Raw genomic sequence first — 16,665 nt, forward strand, 5'->3', positions numbered from 1 at the left:
GACCTTCTTCATATCGGTCTTATTCATGAGTTCCTCAATCCATCGAAGGAATGTAAGGAATCCCATTCGGTCGTTACTAAACTTAAACACTCTTCTGGATAGCTCAAATCCCCTCCAGTCAAACGCTCTACAGAAATGTGTCTGTGATCCAACATCAACCCCAACAATCAGTGTATCTGCAGTTACTTGCTTAAGTCTGTCATTCTGTGTAAAATTCATTTTGAGAAACCTCCGGTTAGCATAAGATGTTTTTTCATCCGCCAAGATGAACACCTTTATCTTACTTAGAGGTTTCTTTTTATTCAATTGGCGTTATTTCTGAATTACAGGAATGCTCCTATCCCAGACGGCTTGCAAAGAGACTCCCCACGGCATTCAACCACAAACCGGAAAACGGTGCCCATTTTTTCAACAAAAAAGGAAGCAACCGTTCAGATTGCTTCCGCATACGTTCTTCCCATAATATCAGGCATCCCTACGTTGGCATTATCCAAATCAGGTTCTCGGTCGAAAGTCACACCTTCCTCTCAGCCTGTACTACAAGCTCCCGTCTGTTTAATTTTTCCTATTTTTTATACAACAAAATTCAATTACGCGCAATAGTTTTTAATCAATAATATCATTCTGGAATCTCGAAAGATGCTCATAGGGCAAAATCAATCTCCCGCGATAGAGTCCGCATCCGTCATTCACAAGCTGATTGTTCACGGCGCCAAACATATTCACATCAAGTTTAGACAGATCAAGCCCCTGCAAAAGCATTCCCCTCTCATATGCTTCATCAAAGTACGTACATTCTCCTGAAGGCACAGTATCCCTGCGGCTTCTCTCTTCATCCTGTCTTTTTTCATATCCCAGATGGTGCGCCGGACCTATCTCCGCATAGTCATCCATCTGCTTGGTTCGAATCTGTACCTCAAGATACGATCTGGATTGATTATCATAAAAAGTTATGTGAAGTGAACGATATCCGTATGGACTGGGGTTTTTAATGTAATCTCTATAGTACGGCCTGAGAGTTTCTGTGATCATATCAGAAGGGTCCTTGCCAGGGATCCCGTATATCTCAGCAGAAAAGCCCATCTCCTCGAGAAATCCCGGCAGTTCATTTGCAATTTTATACAGATATTTCAGTTCTATCTCATCGCGGTTTTCCCCGTCCTTCAAGTGGCATGCGGGCATGGAAATAACTATGCGGTATGCGATCAGATCCCTTATGGGTCCCATTTCCTGCTTCAGTTCCGTGACACTTGGAAAGGCATGATTTTTCCCATAGTAATCATAGACATGCTCAACGATATTTCCATTGAACTTCTCCTCTGCCCTTATCAGGGACTTGATCCTCCCCTTAAATGCGAAAGCAAGAAACGGATATTCATTGGACATGTATTTGTAGAATTCGCGAAGTCGCTGAGACTGCGAAGTCAGGAAATCATTGTGTTCCAGGAGCTCCGTCAACTGAAGAAGAAAATTGCAATGTATTATATCCACGCCATTCTTGGTTTTCATTGCATCCTCTTTAAGATCGTTGTGATATCTCTGCAAAATCTTTAAAACCGTATCCCCCGAATACAGATAATCATTTAATGTGACCATCCTTCATCCCCCTTTCTCTTAAGGCAAAAAGAAAAGACAAAGACCGCCAATCTTTTGAAAAGCGTCTTTGCCTCTACTCATATATATTAGCATAATTTGAGGTTGGGTGTTAGCCCGACAAAATCAGTTCTGTATTATCCCCCCGATAAAATAAAGCAATTTTAGCGTGTGATTACCTTGATTCCTGACTTTCTCTAGATTTCAAGGTAATAGAGAATAAAGGTTGACAACTTGGTCTATTCAGAGTAAACTCAGAATATGAAGTCTACACAGAATAGACCAAGGAGTTTGTAGAGGAAACATTTGGGGGATCCTTACCTGCTTTTCTTGCAGCTTTCACTTCTCGTCAGAAGCTCTCAAAAAAGGAGCTTGATGAGATTAGGGAAATCATTGATAAGGCGAAGGATTAAATGCTTGCTTTTGTTGGGATATGGTGCAGGAAAATAAATGAATTACAGAAATAGGTGCTTTCACAGTACCTGGATTACTTGAAAATTGGAGGGAAATGTATGGGGACAGTTTTTATTAAAATTCTTGAGATGAGCATAACAGCCTCATTTCTCATGATAGCAGTTATTCTTTTGAGGTTTCCTTTAAAGAAGGCACCTAAGTGGTTTATGGGTGTGCTTTGGGCTATTGTAGCATTAAAGCTCATCATGCCTTTTCAGGTTGAATCACAGTTTGGGATTTTCCCGGATGTGAATGGGGCAGTAAAATCTCTTTTGCTTGGAGATAACAAAGATGAAGAAGTGCCTGAGGTTACTTATCATGACTACACTCCGGCTTCTGAAGTTGGAGCTGCGTCTATAGGTGGCGATAATATGATAGTGCCTTCTGATGCAGAGTATGACTATCTGCCAAATGAACAGATCATAGCCACCAGCGCAAATAGTGGAGCGCTGGAGGTTTTGTCTGTAAGAAGTGAAATTCTTGCATGGCTTTGGATGGTATGGATTATCGGCGTTTTTGCAGTGGCTTTATATGCAGTTGTGAGCTTTATTTCAATTAAAAAAGATATAAATGTTTCTATTAAACTTGGTAAGAACAATGAGTGTGGGGATGGTGCAAAAGCAGCAGGGAAAGCACATGATGATGTTTTCGTGTGTGATGCTATAGATACTCCCTTTATTCTTGGATTTATAAAGCCTGCAATTTATCTGCCTTCAGGTCTTGATGAGGAGACTGTCGGTAATGTGCTTTTACATGAGAGAGCGCATATTGCAAGGTATGACCACATTAGAAAGCTTATAGGCTTTATTCTTCTTGGAATTCACTGGTTTAATCCTCTTGTGTGGATTTCCTTTACACTGTTTTGTAAGGACATTGAACTTGCCTGCGACGAGCGCGTGATAAAGAATATGTCACTTGAAGAGAAGAAGTCCTATGCTACATCACTCTTAAATTGTAGTACACATAGAAGATATGCCCTCGCATATTCACTTGCTTTTGGAGAGGTTGGAGTAAAAACAAGAATTAAACAGATATTCAATTATAGAAAGCCTTCCTTCTGGCTTATCACAATGTTGATCGCGGTAAGCGTTGCTCTCTATGGATGCTTCTTTACAAGTGCTTCTGGTGGAAATGAAAAGAGTGATGATTACTCTGAAAGAGCGGCGTATGATGAACTGTTTTCTAACTGGATTAATGACTTCGAAGACAGGAATGCGGATGCAATTGTTTCTTATTCAAATGAGAAGGCAATGCAGAATCTGATGGACGAGGAGCTTTTGTTTTTTGATGCGGATGGATCCATATCCTTTGGATATTCAAGCCCATGGCCCAGTATGTTTGGAAGTGAGGAAATTCCCAATAAAACAATAATCGTTACAGATGATTATAATAAGGCAGAGGTACACTACTATGCTGCAGATTCAGAGCCTCACGTATATGTATGGCAGGAGACTTTGGAATTTGCCAAGGACAGAGAAGGTGTAGTAATGGTGGACTCCGAGGAGATGAACTTCTGCGAAAATATCGAATCAGTAAAGGATTTTAACAAAGCTTATTGCGAGCATCCTGAGGATTTCAATGCTGTTAATTACACTAAGAACGGCCTTGGTGAAATCCTTAACGGAATCGCAAAGCAGGATACAAACGGATACTACAGTAAGTTGTTTGATCCCTGTGCTTCTGCAAGATATCTTCTCAACCTTTCAGATGATGAAACAAAAGTTAAGATTGAGATTCAAGAGGAGACAGAACAAGGAGTTGTCATTAATCTGCTTTTCCCTGATGGTGCTTTCTATGAAAGCTACGTCATGGTTCAACCTTGGGGCAGTGATGGCATCTATGTTCCTGTAATTACCGGTGGTTATGATTTAGGAGAGGAAGATGAATTCTAAATACCATAACATTTCAAGGATCCTTGTACTGATACCAATCATTGTATTCGTAGTTACCATCATATGTTGGGTACTTGCCAGTATGCTGGAGGCTCCCACTCACAGGGGCACAATATATTCAATATTTGCAATGGTCGGTCTCATAGGCATATTTCTGGCACCACTACCATGCTTGATTATTTCTGTTTTAGGTACAATCTTTGCTGTAAAGTCAGTAAAAGACGGAAGCAAACCCTCCAGAAAATATCTTTTCCTTGGAATCCTTGAAATCCTTGCTAATATCTGGGGAGGGCTCGTAGCAGTAGTTTTATTCATTGGTTCTATGAGTGTTTAAACTGTGATTTTTCCAATTTCACAGCCTTCCCATTTTTTATACAAAGCACATCATCGCAGCATAGCTCTATCAGTTCCGGATCATGGGTTGAGACAAGGACTGTTCGTCCGGAATCAGCAAGCTTCCTCAAAAGCTCAGAGACTTTCACCATATGAGAATAGTCCAGTCCGCCTCATTTTTTTAATATCAAGCTATTTTCCAGCTGACCGCCTGCTTCCTTCCGCTGACAAAATTCTTGTAAATTCCTTCCTGTTCCATAAGCTCATCGTGCTTACCCTGCTGAACAATTTTCCCCTTATCGATGACAATTATCTGATCCGCATTTCTAACTGTCTTAAGTCTGTGAGCAATCATTATAATGGTCTTTTCTTTTGTCAGATTCTCAATCGCCAAAGTGAGTTCCTTCTCATTCTCGGGATCCACATTTGCTGTAGCCTCATCGAGGATGATTATCGGTGCATCCTTCATGATCGCGCGGGCAATTGCAATTCTCTGCTTCTCACCACCGGAGAGTGTTGCACCGCCTTCGCCAACCACTGTCTCATAGCCATCGGGAAGTCCCATGATAAACTCGTGGCAGCATGCTTTCTTAGCAGCGGCTATAACATCTTCCATCGATGCTTCAGGTCGTCCAAAGCGAATGTTGTTGGCAATTGTGTCTTCAAAGAGATATACCCTCTGGAATACAAAGCTGAAGTTCTCCATCAGTGAGTCAAAACTGTAATCTCTTACGTCTCTTCCGCCAAGCGTCACTTTTCCTGACTTTACATCCCAGAATCTTGCGATAAGAGAAGTTATAGTTGTCTTTCCTCCGCCGGAGGGTCCAACAATAGCAGTAGTCGTATTCTCTTTAATATCAAGAGTTACATCATCAATGATTGTCCTGTTTTCATAAGCAAAGCTCACATGTTCAAGATGAATGTCTTTGTTTGCCGGGCGAATATCTTCGCCATTTATATCCATCTGCTCGATAGACATGATCTCATCTACAAGATCAACTCCCCTGCCGATGATTTTCAAAAGTGCTGTATATATTCCCGCCAAATCCAGAGCTTCAAATACCATAAATGAGCACAAAAGCATTGTTATGGTATAGGTGAGCTCCATGGTACCTGTCAAATAAAAGTAAACAGAAGATCCTGCTATTACAACGCCGATGAGCTTGCATATCAGCATCTGAACCCCGACTGCCGGTATTGCTGCAATTTCTGCGCCGATATCGGCTTTAGTCTTTCTTTCAATGGCTTTGGATAATCTGGTACTGTTCTGAGAAATGATGTTGTAATTTCGTATCTCGGCAATTCCCTGAATAAACTCCAAAACCACTCCCACCATGTCCTTATCGGACTCAAGCTTCTCGCCTGCAACTCTGGCAACACTATAGTTTGTGTACTTGTTGAACAGAAAGAAAATAAGTATTCCGATTACAGAGATAATGCCTATTCTCACATCAAAAATGAACATTCCGATCCCGATTACAACAGTTGTAATGCTTCCCTGAAGGACCATCATTATCGCACGTGTTGCAATATCGCCTGTCTGTTCAAGGGTATTCGTTGTTACGGAAGTGATGTGTCCGAGACTTGTATCATTAAAGTATCCAATTGGAAGGTATCTCAGATGCTCACCAATCTCGATTCTTTTTCCTGCACAGGTATCATATCCGCCTTCAGTCTGAAGCATTTGCGAAAACCTGTTTACAATCATTTTTCCGATTGTGCTGACAAGCATAAATCCCATGACAATAACAAAAGTGTTTACGTTAATGTCCTTGTTTACCACTGCATTTATAGCAAAAAATGCAGCAGGTATTTTCATTGCTCCCAAAAGTGCATCAAGCACACCCAGAATTGCCGATTTATAAAACTTTGTCCTATTCTCCGGACTGCAAAAGGCAAAAAACTTCCTAAGCATCTCAAGCATTAGCTGCCTCCTTTCTGGCTTCCGCCAAGTCCTCTGATTCCATGGCATCATCCTTGGCAATAGTATGTGCTTCCCACATCTTCCTGTAGAGAATGCAATTTGAAAGAAGTTCACAATGATTTCCGGATGCTTCAATCCGGCCGTCATTTATTACAAAAATCTTATCCGCATCTTTTATCGTTGAAAGTCTGTGTGCGATGACAATCAAAGTCTTACCCTGCACGAGTTTTGCAACGCTTTGCTGAACCAGTGCTTCGTTTTCAGGATCTGTATAGGCTGTAGCTTCATCAAGAATAACCACCGGTGCATTTTTCAGCATCGCTCTTGCTATGCATATTCGCTGTCTCTCACCGCCTGATAAGTGTCCGCCTGCACTGCCAACAACAGTGTCATAGCCATTTTCAAGACCTAGAATAAAATCGTGACAGCCCGAAGCTTTAGCTGCATTTATAACCGCTTCATCTGTGGCGCCTTCCTTACCCAGTCTGATGTTTTCCATAATGCTCATGTCAAAAAGATAGTTATCCTGTGCGACATAAGCTATCTGACTTGTATAGTAATCAAGCGGAAGCTCCTTTATATCTACGCCGCCATAGGTTATTGTGCCTTCATCCACATCCCAAAGTGAATCGATAAGTCTAGCTATAGTGCTCTTTCCCGAACCGGATGGTCCTACAAAGGCATTAACCTCTCCCTGCTTTATCTCCATATCGATTCCATGAAGTATCTCTTTATCCTTATATGAGAACTTCACCCCTTTTATTTCGATATCCGAACCATTAGGAGCCTTAGTAAGGACAGAAGGTCTTACCATATCCTTTCTTTCTAAGATCTCTGTAGCTTCACCAAAAATAGTCTGCATTTTCATAATGTCATCCATATATGAAAAAGCTACCATAAGCGGTGTTATGAGACCGGCGGATAATATTACACAGGTGATGAAGTTTTCAGGTGAAAGGCTTCCTTTCCATACAAGAAACAACCCAACAGGAAGAACCCCAAGGAATGTCGCAGGCATAAAAGTAGTAGTTCCTGCCTGCCACCAGATACATTTCCTCATCCAGTTAATGAAGCAGTCTGCGCCATCTCTTGCTGCAACCACGAATTTCTCGTATGAACTGCCTGTTTTTCCAAAGGCTTTAATAACCTCAATGCCATTGATATACTCAACAGCTGTATCATTCAGGTATTTGGTCTTTTGAACCGTAACTTCGAACTCACCCTGACTCTTAGCCATCATGACAGCCGCAAATCCAACACCTATAATCGCAGGAATGAGATTGGATAAACCAACTCTCCAGTCGAGGGTTAAAAGATATACAAACATAACTATGGGTAAAAGAATATTCGAAGTGAACTCGGGAATAATATGAGCAAGTGTAGTCTCCATCGCATCTACACGCTCAACAATGATGTTCTTATAGCTTCCGCTGTTATCATCCAGAACCGATCCAAGCGGAATTGTAGAGAGCTTTTTGCAAAGCTGTTTTCTGATGCCACCAAGAACGTTGAAGGTGGCCACATGAGATAGAGTTGTGGATACCGAGTGAAATGTCACTCTCAGCACCCAACAGAGTCCCATAAAGAGAGTTGCTTTCATATAATAGCTTAAGTCCCTGTTACCCGACAAAAGCTTCCCCACCATATCCGCAATAATAAGATACGGAACAAAGGATGCTGCAACACCAAGGATAGCGAGTATCACGCTTCCAAGGTAAAAACTCCTTTTCCTCCCGGCAAACTCTAAGACCCAGGAGAATGTACTTCTTTTTTTCATAAGCCCTCCTTTTTGCTGCATTTTTATGCGCCTTAAAAACCAAGAAATTTTCTCCATCCCTCTTTGAAGAAAGACGCTATAGTTTCGGCATAGTGCATTGCCTCATCATAAGTAAAATCATGGTCAACCATCTCAAGCATTGCTGAATACTGCGCACTCAAAAGCAGATGCATTTCCTTTCCATCAACCTGATTAATATGCACTCCTCTCTCTTCAAGTTCCTTCATGAACGAAAGCGTAGCCACCTGAATCTTTGTAACTACCTCATGCATATAATTCTCGTATTTTGTTCCTTTACTCCTGCAGAAAAGAAGCTTTTGGGCGTCGAAGTCTTTGTAGATCATATCCACGATAAACCTTGACTGCTCAGTATCCTGCCACATGGCATCGAGTCCATGTTCCCTTGCAGTACCGGTCTGCCTTATCTCTTCGGTTTTGCACATCGCATCCCAGGCGCTTACCGCAGGTTCAACAATCGCATCAAATATTTCTTCCTTGTTAGCGTAGTGCCGATATAAGGCGGTTGCGGTTATTCCCACTTTTGATGCAATTTTCCTCATGGAGGCTTCTTGAAAACCCATTTCCATGAACTCTGCTTTTGCAATAGTAATGATTTCTGATTTTGTATCCATATTTTCCTTAATGATGTTAACGCTGTTAACCGGTTAGTCACAACTAACATTCTATTAGCTATTCATGCAGCAGTCAACGGTATTACGGGATTTTAATGTGATAAGATTTCTCAATAAATAAAGAGGGTGTTCTTTTCTGAACACCCCCAAAATAGTAAATTGTTAATGGTTTACGCAATACTCCAACCGGCACTGTCGCTCTGAAGCTGAGCCATACGCTGTCTCTCTCCACCGGAAAGCTTAGCTCCGTTTTCGCCGATTGGTGTGTCATATTATCGTCGATATCATAGATCGTACTCAAAGCGATTCGTTAATAACAGCTTTCAGCGTCTCAGAGGATTTCCCCAGTGCCTCTTTTTCCTGATCACTGAGCCTTATGGGCACAGCGCCTTCAACTCCGCTTCTTCCGACAATGGCAGGCATACTAAGAGCGACACCATCGATCCCGTTATCTCCATGCTGAATGCTGGAAATCGGAAGAATAGATTTCTCATCACGGATGATAGCTTCGCAGATACGCCTTACACTCATGGCAATTCCGTAATATGTAGCCCCCTTCTTTTCGATAATCTCATAAGCACTGTTCTTTACATTCTCTGCAATTTCTTTCATGGCTTTTTCATGCTCGAAATGGCCTCTCATCTCGCAGAAGTCATGGATTGGGATACCAGAAACATTAGCACTGCTCCATGCCGCTATCTCACTATCTCCATGCTCACCTATGATAAATGCATGTACTGAACGACTGTCTACACTCAAATGCTCTCCAAGAAGATATTTGAACCTGGCAGTATCAAGAACTGTTCCCGAACCAAAGACTCTGTTCTCAGGGAAGCCGCTCAGCTTGGCAGCGGCATATGTAAGAATATCAACCGGATTAGCCACGATAAGGAGAATCCCATCTTTGTTGTATTTAGCAATCTCAGGGATAATTGACTTAAAGATGCCAACATTCTTTTTCACAAGATCAAGCCTGGTCTCACCGGGCTTCTGTCCGGCTCCGGCAGTTACAACCACAACTGCAGCATCTCCGGCATCCTTATAATCTCCTGCATATATCTGCATTGGTTTTGCAAAAGGAAGTCCATGACTGATATCAAGGGCCTCACCCTCGGCCTTCTCTCTATTCACATCGATCAGCACCATCTCTGAAAAGAGCCCACTCTCCATAAGGGCAAATGCCGATGCTGAACCGACAAATCCACAACCTACAACCGCTACTTTTCTTTCGTTTAATGCTGCCATCATGTACCTCCTTATTTTTCACTGCTTTCAGTATATACTCGCTCCTGTCATAAGCCCACGGATTTTCTGCTTGTTGGGAAATTTAATCAATTACCTCTCCGTTACGAGATATTGTCACAACCTGCCAGGGGAGGAACTTTCCACTGTTTCTTATAGCATTCTCTGCAGCTCTCTGGAGCCCGCCGCAGCAGGGTACTTCCATCCTTACGATAGTCACACCGGTAATATCGTTGTTTGAAATTATCTCTGTAAGCTTCTCTGTGTAATCACCTTCGTCAAGCTTGGGACATCCGATCATTGTAACCTTACCCTTCATGAATTCCTCATGCATATTTGCATAAGCATATGCTGTGCAGTCAGCTGCAATAAGGAGTTTTGCACCATTATAAAAATCAGCCTGCGTCGGCAGGAGTTTAATCTGACAAGGCCACTGCAGCAATCTTGAAGGATGTGAGCTCATCCCTGAGATCAAATCCTTTCCGGGATTACTGTTCTCCTGCGCGCTGCTCTTAAGCGTCATAAATCTTGAGCCGGGACAACCATGTCCTTCCAATCCTTTCTTCTCCTGTGCTGCCTTTACTGCTGCCTCATCATAAGCAGGGGCCTCCCTCTCTTCAAAAGAGATTGCTCCCATTGGACATCCCGGCAGACAGTCTCCAAAGCCATCGCAGAAATTCTCTCTTACAAGCTTTGCCTTTCCGTTTACAATATCAATGGCACCTTCGTGGCATGCATTAGCGCAGATGCCACAGCCGTTACATTTTTCTTCATCAATCTTAATTATCTTTCTTACCATCGTTAAACCTCTCTGTTTCATACTTATTTCTTGTTCCGATGGTGTCAGTATAATATACTGTTCATAACAAGTATGTTGTTTGAGCCACATTTGAGGTGATTTTTATGAACTATGAAGGAATAGAAAAAAGCAGACTTTTTCTGGGCATGACGGCAAAAGAGCTGTCTTCATGCCTTGCTTCTCTTGATGCTAATGAAAAGAAATATAAAAAAGATGATGTGATTCTCTACGCCGGAGAGCGCACCTCAAAGATAGGCATGGTACTCTCAGGCAGTGTTACTATCGAAAGTAACGACGTCTGGGGCAACTGCACTGTCTTAAGCCATGTTGGGCAAAATCAGTACTTTGCTGAAACCTATGCTCTTCTTGGTGAGGTACTTCTTGTAGACGTCAGAGCAAATGAGGACTGCAGCATTCTCTTTTGCAATATTAAAAATCTTCTTGAGGACACAAAAAAGAGCTCTCCCTGGAAGGAAAAGCTCCTTAAAAATATCCTTATTATCTCATCTCAGAAAAACCTTGTCCTCTCCGGACGCAGCTTTCATACTTCTCCGAAAAGCTGCCGCGGACGTCTCCTGTCATACCTTAACGCAACCTCGCTCCAGACCGGCACCAGAGAGTTTGACATTCCCTTCAACAGGCAACAGCTGGCCGATTACCTGAACCTTGAACGAACCAACATGTCAAAAGAACTATCACACATGAAGGACGAAGGAATTATAGAATATAGGAAGAGTCATTTCAAACTTCTTGAGTCACCTTAATTCAGAAAAATGTTTTTGGAAATGTTCTCTTCTATATTCCTTTGGTGACATCCCTTCCTCTTTTGTAAAAAGAGTGGAAAAATGACTCTCATTGGCAAATCCCAGATACTCAGCAATATCCGTACATGAATACTCATTAAATGTCAGCAGATGTTTTGCTGCATTTAACTTCTTTGACCTGATGTATTCGGATACCGATACTCCGACTTCACGCTTAAAAACTGTTGATAGCCATGAAGCATTCATCTCCACCTCATCCGCGAGATCCTGAACCGTTATACGATCATGAAGATGATTATCGATGTAATTCATACATGCTATGACCTTCGGGGAAAGCTGCACACTTTTTGCCTTGAGTGCATGCATCCTCCTGGTATAATCGAGCATCATCTCCTCATAAACCTCTGTCACCTCATCAACAGTCTGGCATTTATCCATTTTCAGAATATAAAGATCAGATAATCCATATGATTCATCTGCCGGCATTCCTGCCTCTATACAGAACCTGCAGCAACTTGTAATGCTTGACACAAAAAGGTATTTTCTCTGCAACACCGGAGATTCTGACAGTTTGGGGAAACCTCTGCTTCGATGCTTTATCAGATTCTTTTTTACAGTTTTTATATCGCCATCTCTGACCGGTCTGAAATCCGCCATTTCCTCATTAAGCGAAGGATGTACCACCCTGTTTTCCCTATTTTCAAATAAATATTGTGAAAGGGAACTATCCATTTTACTGAATACATTTTCATTCTGAAGCTTATCTTCATTTCTTCCCATATAAGACCTCATTTGCACCTGCAATCAGGCTCACCTCAACTTCCTATATGCCGTCTCAAGCATTCCTATATTCAATGCTGCAAACAAAAGCAGGTAAAAAGGCATGATCCATATGCCCATGAGCTGCTGCAGATGGCCGAATACCATAGGCATAAAAGTACTTCCAACGTACGCAGAAGCCATCTGAAGGCCTATTGCCGCTGCGCTGTATCTTTTTCCGAAGTTCGTCGGTGCCATGTGCTGGATAGCAGGATAAACCGGTCCCATTCCTGTTCCGATAACTACGAAACCGACAGCTGCAATCAAATACCCCGATGTCGGCATAAGGACTAGTAATATTCCGATAAGTTCTACTATTATCCCAATTCTTATAAGAAGCCTGTCTCCCAGCTTATTTGAAATAAAGCCTGATATAAGCCTTCCAAGCATAAGCCCACCAAAAATCAACGATCCAAAAGATGCTACCAGCTCCTTTGATAGTCCTGCTCTTGTTCCTGCAAAATAGCTTGGTGTCCAAAGAAAACATGTTGCCTCGCCTGAGCAATATGCAAAGAACGCAATCAATGTCAGAACCACTCCCGGAACTGTTAATGTTTCTCTTATCCCGGCACTATTTTTGATTTCTTCTTCGTCACTTTCGGACTCATTCTTTTTCCAGAGAGGCAGGGACAAAATACATACAAGAAGTATTCCAATCTGAACAAAAGCAGTCCATCTGTATCCCTCATTCCATCTGGCATATTTAAGTGCAAGCGCCATGATGGAAGGGCTGATAACCGCTCCCACTCCATAGAAGCAATGAAGGAAATTCATCACCGATCCGGAAAAATTATTAGCAACATAATGATTTACAGAAGCGTCTATTGCGCCTGCACCAAGGCCATAGGGGATTGCAAACAAAAACAGCATATAGTAATGCCTTGAAACCGAAAATCCCAAAAGTCCAAAAACTGTCAGCAATATAGAAAAAATCACAATCCACTTCGTATGAAATCTCTTTATAATCTTGGGACTAAAAAGTGCTGAAATAATAGTCATAAAGGATATCGTCATCGACACATATCCCGCATATGACGAGGGAACACCAAATGCTCCCTGCATTACAGGCCATCCGGAACCCAAGAGCGAATCCGGAAGCCCGAGGCTTATGAAAATTAGGTAAATTACTGCCAGTAAAAGTGATGCCATATAGTTAATACTCCAAATCTGTTATCTCAATATTTTATATGCTCAAAATCCTGATTTTCTCTGAGCTTTGCCTCTTCCTCGAGGTCATCTTTTTCTATCTTTCTGTCTCTATAGTAGTACTCGTAGTCCTTATCGTCTATCTCACGAAGAACCTTGCAGGGCCAAACATAAAACCCTTTTTTCAGAGCTTATCTACTTTACTTACTAACTCCCCTATTTTTTCAATGCAGCATTTTACTATATCTCCCTGCTGCAAAAACTTAGGAGGATTGAATCCCATCCCAACTCCGCCGGGAGTTCCTGTTGCAATGACAGTTCCTGCTTTTAGCGTCATTCCCTGGGACAATTCTGAAATTGCTTCTTCCACTGTCGTGATCATACATGCCGTATTACTGCTCTGTCTTTTTTCATCATTAACAAAGCATTCAATACTAAGATTATGGGCATCGCCAATTTCATCTGCAGTAACAATGCAAGGTCCCATTGGCGTGTAACCATCAAGGCTTTTTCCTCTATACCACTGTTGATGCTTTAGCTGTATATTTCTGGCACTTACATCATTGATTATGGTATAACCAAAAATGTAATCAGCCGCCTCTTCTGTTGATATTTGAAAAGCATCTATTTTCAGAATAACTCCAAGCTCTACTTCATAGTCCAGACTATCTACAAAATCATAGACAGGAATAGTTCCATCGGGATCATTACATCTGTTAACACGCTTAGAAAAATAAACCGAATCCTGTTTCTTTGTAAAATCCACTACATCCACAGTTTCATCAATATGTTCCTTATAATTTACCCCAAGGCATATGATATCCTGCTGTGGAACAGGAATAGGTGCCAAAACCCTATAATTTTCTAATTCTCTACCGATGCTGATATTTTTATCAATCTCTCCTCTAAGCTTATCAAATCTCTTAATAAGCTCATTGATATCTGAAATCTTAATCCCCATGGAATCAAGTGTAACAAGCTTTTTATCCTTGTTTTCTACCGCTACGTATTCGTTACTATTTACTTCAACTGTATATAATCTCATTGCTGTCTCCCTTAAACTGTCATTTCCATAAATTCATCTATTGTCTTAAGCACAGGCTCTGCGTATTCTTTACCGCCAAACAGCCACTGTTCATGCTGCATGTTGAATTCCCTGATATCCGGATTATGGAAATACTTCTTATAACGTTTTAAGTACTTCTCCCCCATCTTGTTTGCATAGATAAAATGAGCTCTTGTATGCTCTACATTGATATCATCCTCAAGATGTGTCAGGAGGTCAGTGTAATACTCATTCTTAATGGACTCGGGATTGAACTTGGAAAAGCAGTTCATGAATTTCTCGGCATTTTCATCATCCATTTCGAATATCTTCTTTAGCTTTTCTTTTGATTTATATCGTTTCTTCTCACTGCCTGTAAAGCTTGTTAGAAGCGGCACTACAAGCATAGACTGGAGTTTAGCTGATATCGGGCCACTCTGATCAAGGTCTGGGCTACCAAAGATAGCATGGTCTATATGCACGTTCTTTCGCATCACAAGCTGCCCCACAAAACTGGAACCAAGAGAAGATCCAATAGCTCCATCAAGCCTGCCATTATGTTTCTCAATGATATATTTCTCAATTTTCTCAGTCACTGTTATCATATCAGGAAAGATATCATCACTTCCATCAAAACCATCATAATTCACACATATAAGATGATACTTTTCAGATAAGCTATCGATTACCGTTCCAAAGTTTGTCTGCCAATCGCAGCATGTTCCAGGCAGTAACATTAATGTCTTTCCTGACATATTCCCCATCTCTTCAAATTGCATTTATCTCTCCTCCTAATCAATTTCTCAAAATAATGAACATATCCAGGCTGCAAACGCTGATGTTGCCGGGAAGATAATCAATAACTTCAAGAGCTGGCTCTCTCAATCCCCTTCACAAACTTCCCCGGATTAAACGGAGCAAGGCCTCCTTGCCCCACACCCTTTATATCTTAACTGACATAAACTACTCATCCTCCCTGTTTTATATCAGATATCCGTTTGTATCCTTTTCAAAGTCTATCCACGCTTGAGGAATATCGCCATATTCTTCAATGTATTCCTTGAAATCTCTGTTGAGTGCACTCATCTCATCGATTGCATTCATGGCATGATCTGAAGTGCAGAGTTTGCCAAGTTTTGTTGCGAAAATGAACTGATAAAACGGGATATATTTCTTCTTGAACTTGGGATTTCTGAAGTCTTTATCTGAATCAGGCATTATTTCATGCCCGTTGTCTTCCAATATTGCGTAGGCCGCGATAGTTGCGTCCATGATCCTGTTGATGTAGGCTTTGTCACGCTTAAGTTTTTTAATGTCTCCGTTCGCATAATAGCAGGCAAATGCTATTGGAATAACTGATGCCGCATGACACAGAAGCCAATCTGTCATGTTAGGTTCATAAACGACTTTGAAGTTTGTTCCGGAAAAGACATTTCTTATAAAAGCCTCCCCCGATGGATTTCCTTTTAAATTACCTACGGTTATCTTATTCAGTGTTACAGATCTGATATAGCTCTTTTCCCTGTGACCTGCAGACATTGCAAATGCAAAAAGAACTGACTTCTCCGATAGTGCTTTTGTGAGTTCGTCTGTCTTGAGATTGTTCCCAACAAATACTATGTTCTTGGAGCCATTGTTATTTAGATCCTCAACAACACTGTCCACCTGGGTATATCTGACCACTACAAAAATAACGTCGTATATATCATCTGATTTCAGTTCATTGATCACAGGTATCTTCACATTGGTCTTCCTGCCAAAATAGTGATGTATACTGAGACCATTTCGTTTTATCTCTTCATACCATTTGCCGCGAGCAAGGAGTGTTACCTCTTTACCCTGCCTGAATAGGCTGTTCGCAAGGTTCCCCCCTAGTACTCCTGCACCATATACAAGTATTCTCATTTCATTCTCGTATAATCCAATCATGTTAGAAAAGTGATTGGATTATTCCTTTCTCCCAGGTTCTCTGGGCTATTTCTAATCCTTTTCTGATATATTTATTTAGGCACTGTGGATCTGTTGCTATTTCATTACAGCTTTGACTGGTACGAGGTGACTCAGACCACAGCTTTTCGTCTAATACTGGTAATTAGTTTGTTAACGCTTGACGTTTAGATTTACGTGATTACACAGTCGATTTCTCTGTGGTAGACAACAGTGCCAACTATAATAATCAGGAGGTTTTATCTAATGTCTATGTACTTTGCAGGAATTGATATTTCCAAGTACAAACATGATTGCTG

14 protein-coding genes, 2 pseudogenes and 1 riboswitch are annotated in these 16,665 nt (G+C 41.4%); of the genes and pseudogenes, 4 read left to right on the forward strand and 12 right to left on the reverse strand.

The features are described from left to right. A pseudogene (locus tag G596_RS0119110) lies at nt 1–219 on the reverse strand (IS110 family transposase); the annotation flags it as partial. Nucleotides 220–454: 235 nt separating this feature from the next. Then, a riboswitch (TPP riboswitch) is annotated at nt 455–559 on the reverse strand. Between the two features lie 47 nt (nt 560–606). Beyond that, nucleotides 607–1,596, reverse strand: a complete 990-nt coding sequence (locus tag G596_RS0119115) for a guanosine polyphosphate synthetase/pyrophosphohydrolase (protein ID WP_022763415.1) — start codon at nt 1,594–1,596, stop codon at nt 607–609. 293 nt (nt 1,597–1,889) lie between these two features. Here G596_RS0119115 and G596_RS26025 point away from each other — a divergent pair. The 3 genes and pseudogenes from G596_RS26025 to G596_RS0119125 all read left to right on the forward strand — a co-directional run. Next, nucleotides 1,890–2,006 (forward strand): annotated as a pseudogene (locus tag G596_RS26025) (BlaI/MecI/CopY family transcriptional regulator); the annotation flags it as partial. 99 nt (nt 2,007–2,105) lie between these two features. Beyond that, entirely contained in the window at nt 2,106–3,938 is a 1,833-nt protein-coding gene (locus tag G596_RS24215; RefSeq protein ID WP_022763416.1) for a M56 family metallopeptidase, read from the forward strand. After that, the gene (locus tag G596_RS0119125) at nt 3,928–4,272 is read left to right on the forward strand and encodes a hypothetical protein (protein ID WP_022763417.1); all 345 of its coding nucleotides are present in this window, start codon (nt 3,928–3,930) and stop codon (nt 4,270–4,272) included. The genes G596_RS24215 and G596_RS0119125 overlap by 11 nt, the downstream gene beginning before the upstream one ends. Nucleotides 4,273–4,458: 186 nt before the next feature. Here the strand turns inward: G596_RS0119125 and G596_RS0119135 are convergent, their stop codons facing one another. From G596_RS0119135 to G596_RS0119155, 5 genes are all read right to left on the reverse strand, one after another. Then, a complete protein-coding gene (locus G596_RS0119135; protein WP_022763419.1) occupies nt 4,459–6,195 on the reverse strand; it encodes an ABC transporter ATP-binding protein in 1,737 nt (578 codons plus the stop codon). Continuing rightward, complete coding sequence (locus G596_RS0119140; protein ID WP_022763420.1) at nt 6,188–7,972, reverse strand: ABC transporter ATP-binding protein; 1,785 nt, start codon at nt 7,970–7,972, stop codon at nt 6,188–6,190. Before G596_RS0119140 ends, G596_RS0119135 begins: the two co-directional genes overlap by 8 nt. A gap of 32 nt (nt 7,973–8,004) precedes the next feature. After that, entirely contained in the window at nt 8,005–8,604 is a 600-nt protein-coding gene (locus tag G596_RS0119145; RefSeq protein WP_022763421.1) for a TetR/AcrR family transcriptional regulator, read from the reverse strand. Between the two features lie 297 nt (nt 8,605–8,901). Next, entirely contained in the window at nt 8,902–9,849 is a 948-nt protein-coding gene (locus G596_RS0119150) for an L-lactate dehydrogenase (protein WP_026671428.1), read from the reverse strand. An 82-nt stretch (nt 9,850–9,931) separates the two neighbouring features. Continuing rightward, entirely contained in the window at nt 9,932–10,645 is a 714-nt protein-coding gene (locus G596_RS0119155) for an ATP-binding protein (protein WP_022763422.1), read from the reverse strand. A 104-nt stretch (nt 10,646–10,749) separates the two neighbouring features. Here G596_RS0119155 and G596_RS0119160 point away from each other — a divergent pair, with 104 nt between their 5' ends. Next, nucleotides 10,750–11,409 carry a Crp/Fnr family transcriptional regulator gene (locus G596_RS0119160; RefSeq protein WP_022763423.1) on the forward strand — a complete coding sequence of 220 codons (660 nt, stop codon included), beginning with the start codon at nt 10,750–10,752 and terminating at the stop codon, nt 11,407–11,409. Here G596_RS0119160 and G596_RS0119165 read toward each other — a convergent pair. The 5 genes from G596_RS0119165 to G596_RS23025 form a co-directional block, all read right to left on the reverse strand. Further along, nucleotides 11,401–12,189 carry a helix-turn-helix domain-containing protein gene (locus tag G596_RS0119165; protein ID WP_022763424.1) on the reverse strand — a complete coding sequence of 263 codons (789 nt, stop codon included), beginning with the start codon at nt 12,187–12,189 and terminating at the stop codon, nt 11,401–11,403. The genes G596_RS0119160 and G596_RS0119165 overlap by 9 nt on opposite strands. Nucleotides 12,190–12,219: 30 nt before the next feature. Then, complete coding sequence (locus G596_RS0119170; RefSeq protein WP_022763425.1) at nt 12,220–13,377, reverse strand: MFS transporter; 1,158 nt, start codon at nt 13,375–13,377, stop codon at nt 12,220–12,222. Between the two features lie 181 nt (nt 13,378–13,558). Next, a complete protein-coding gene (locus tag G596_RS0119175) occupies nt 13,559–14,419 on the reverse strand; it encodes a fumarylacetoacetate hydrolase family protein (RefSeq protein ID WP_022763426.1) in 861 nt (286 codons plus the stop codon). 11 nt (nt 14,420–14,430) lie between these two features. Further along, nucleotides 14,431–15,198 (reverse strand): alpha/beta fold hydrolase, encoded by a 768-nt coding sequence (locus tag G596_RS0119180; protein ID WP_022763427.1) that lies wholly within the window; start codon nt 15,196–15,198, stop codon nt 14,431–14,433. Between the two features lie 202 nt (nt 15,199–15,400). Then, entirely contained in the window at nt 15,401–16,348 is a 948-nt protein-coding gene (locus tag G596_RS23025) for a ketopantoate reductase family protein (protein WP_022763428.1), read from the reverse strand. Between the last annotated feature and the right edge of the window lie 317 nt (nt 16,349–16,665).

Origin of the sequence: Butyrivibrio sp. AD3002, from assembly GCF_000420905.1 — a bacterium.
Lineage (GTDB): Bacteria > Bacillota > Clostridia > Lachnospirales > Lachnospiraceae > Butyrivibrio.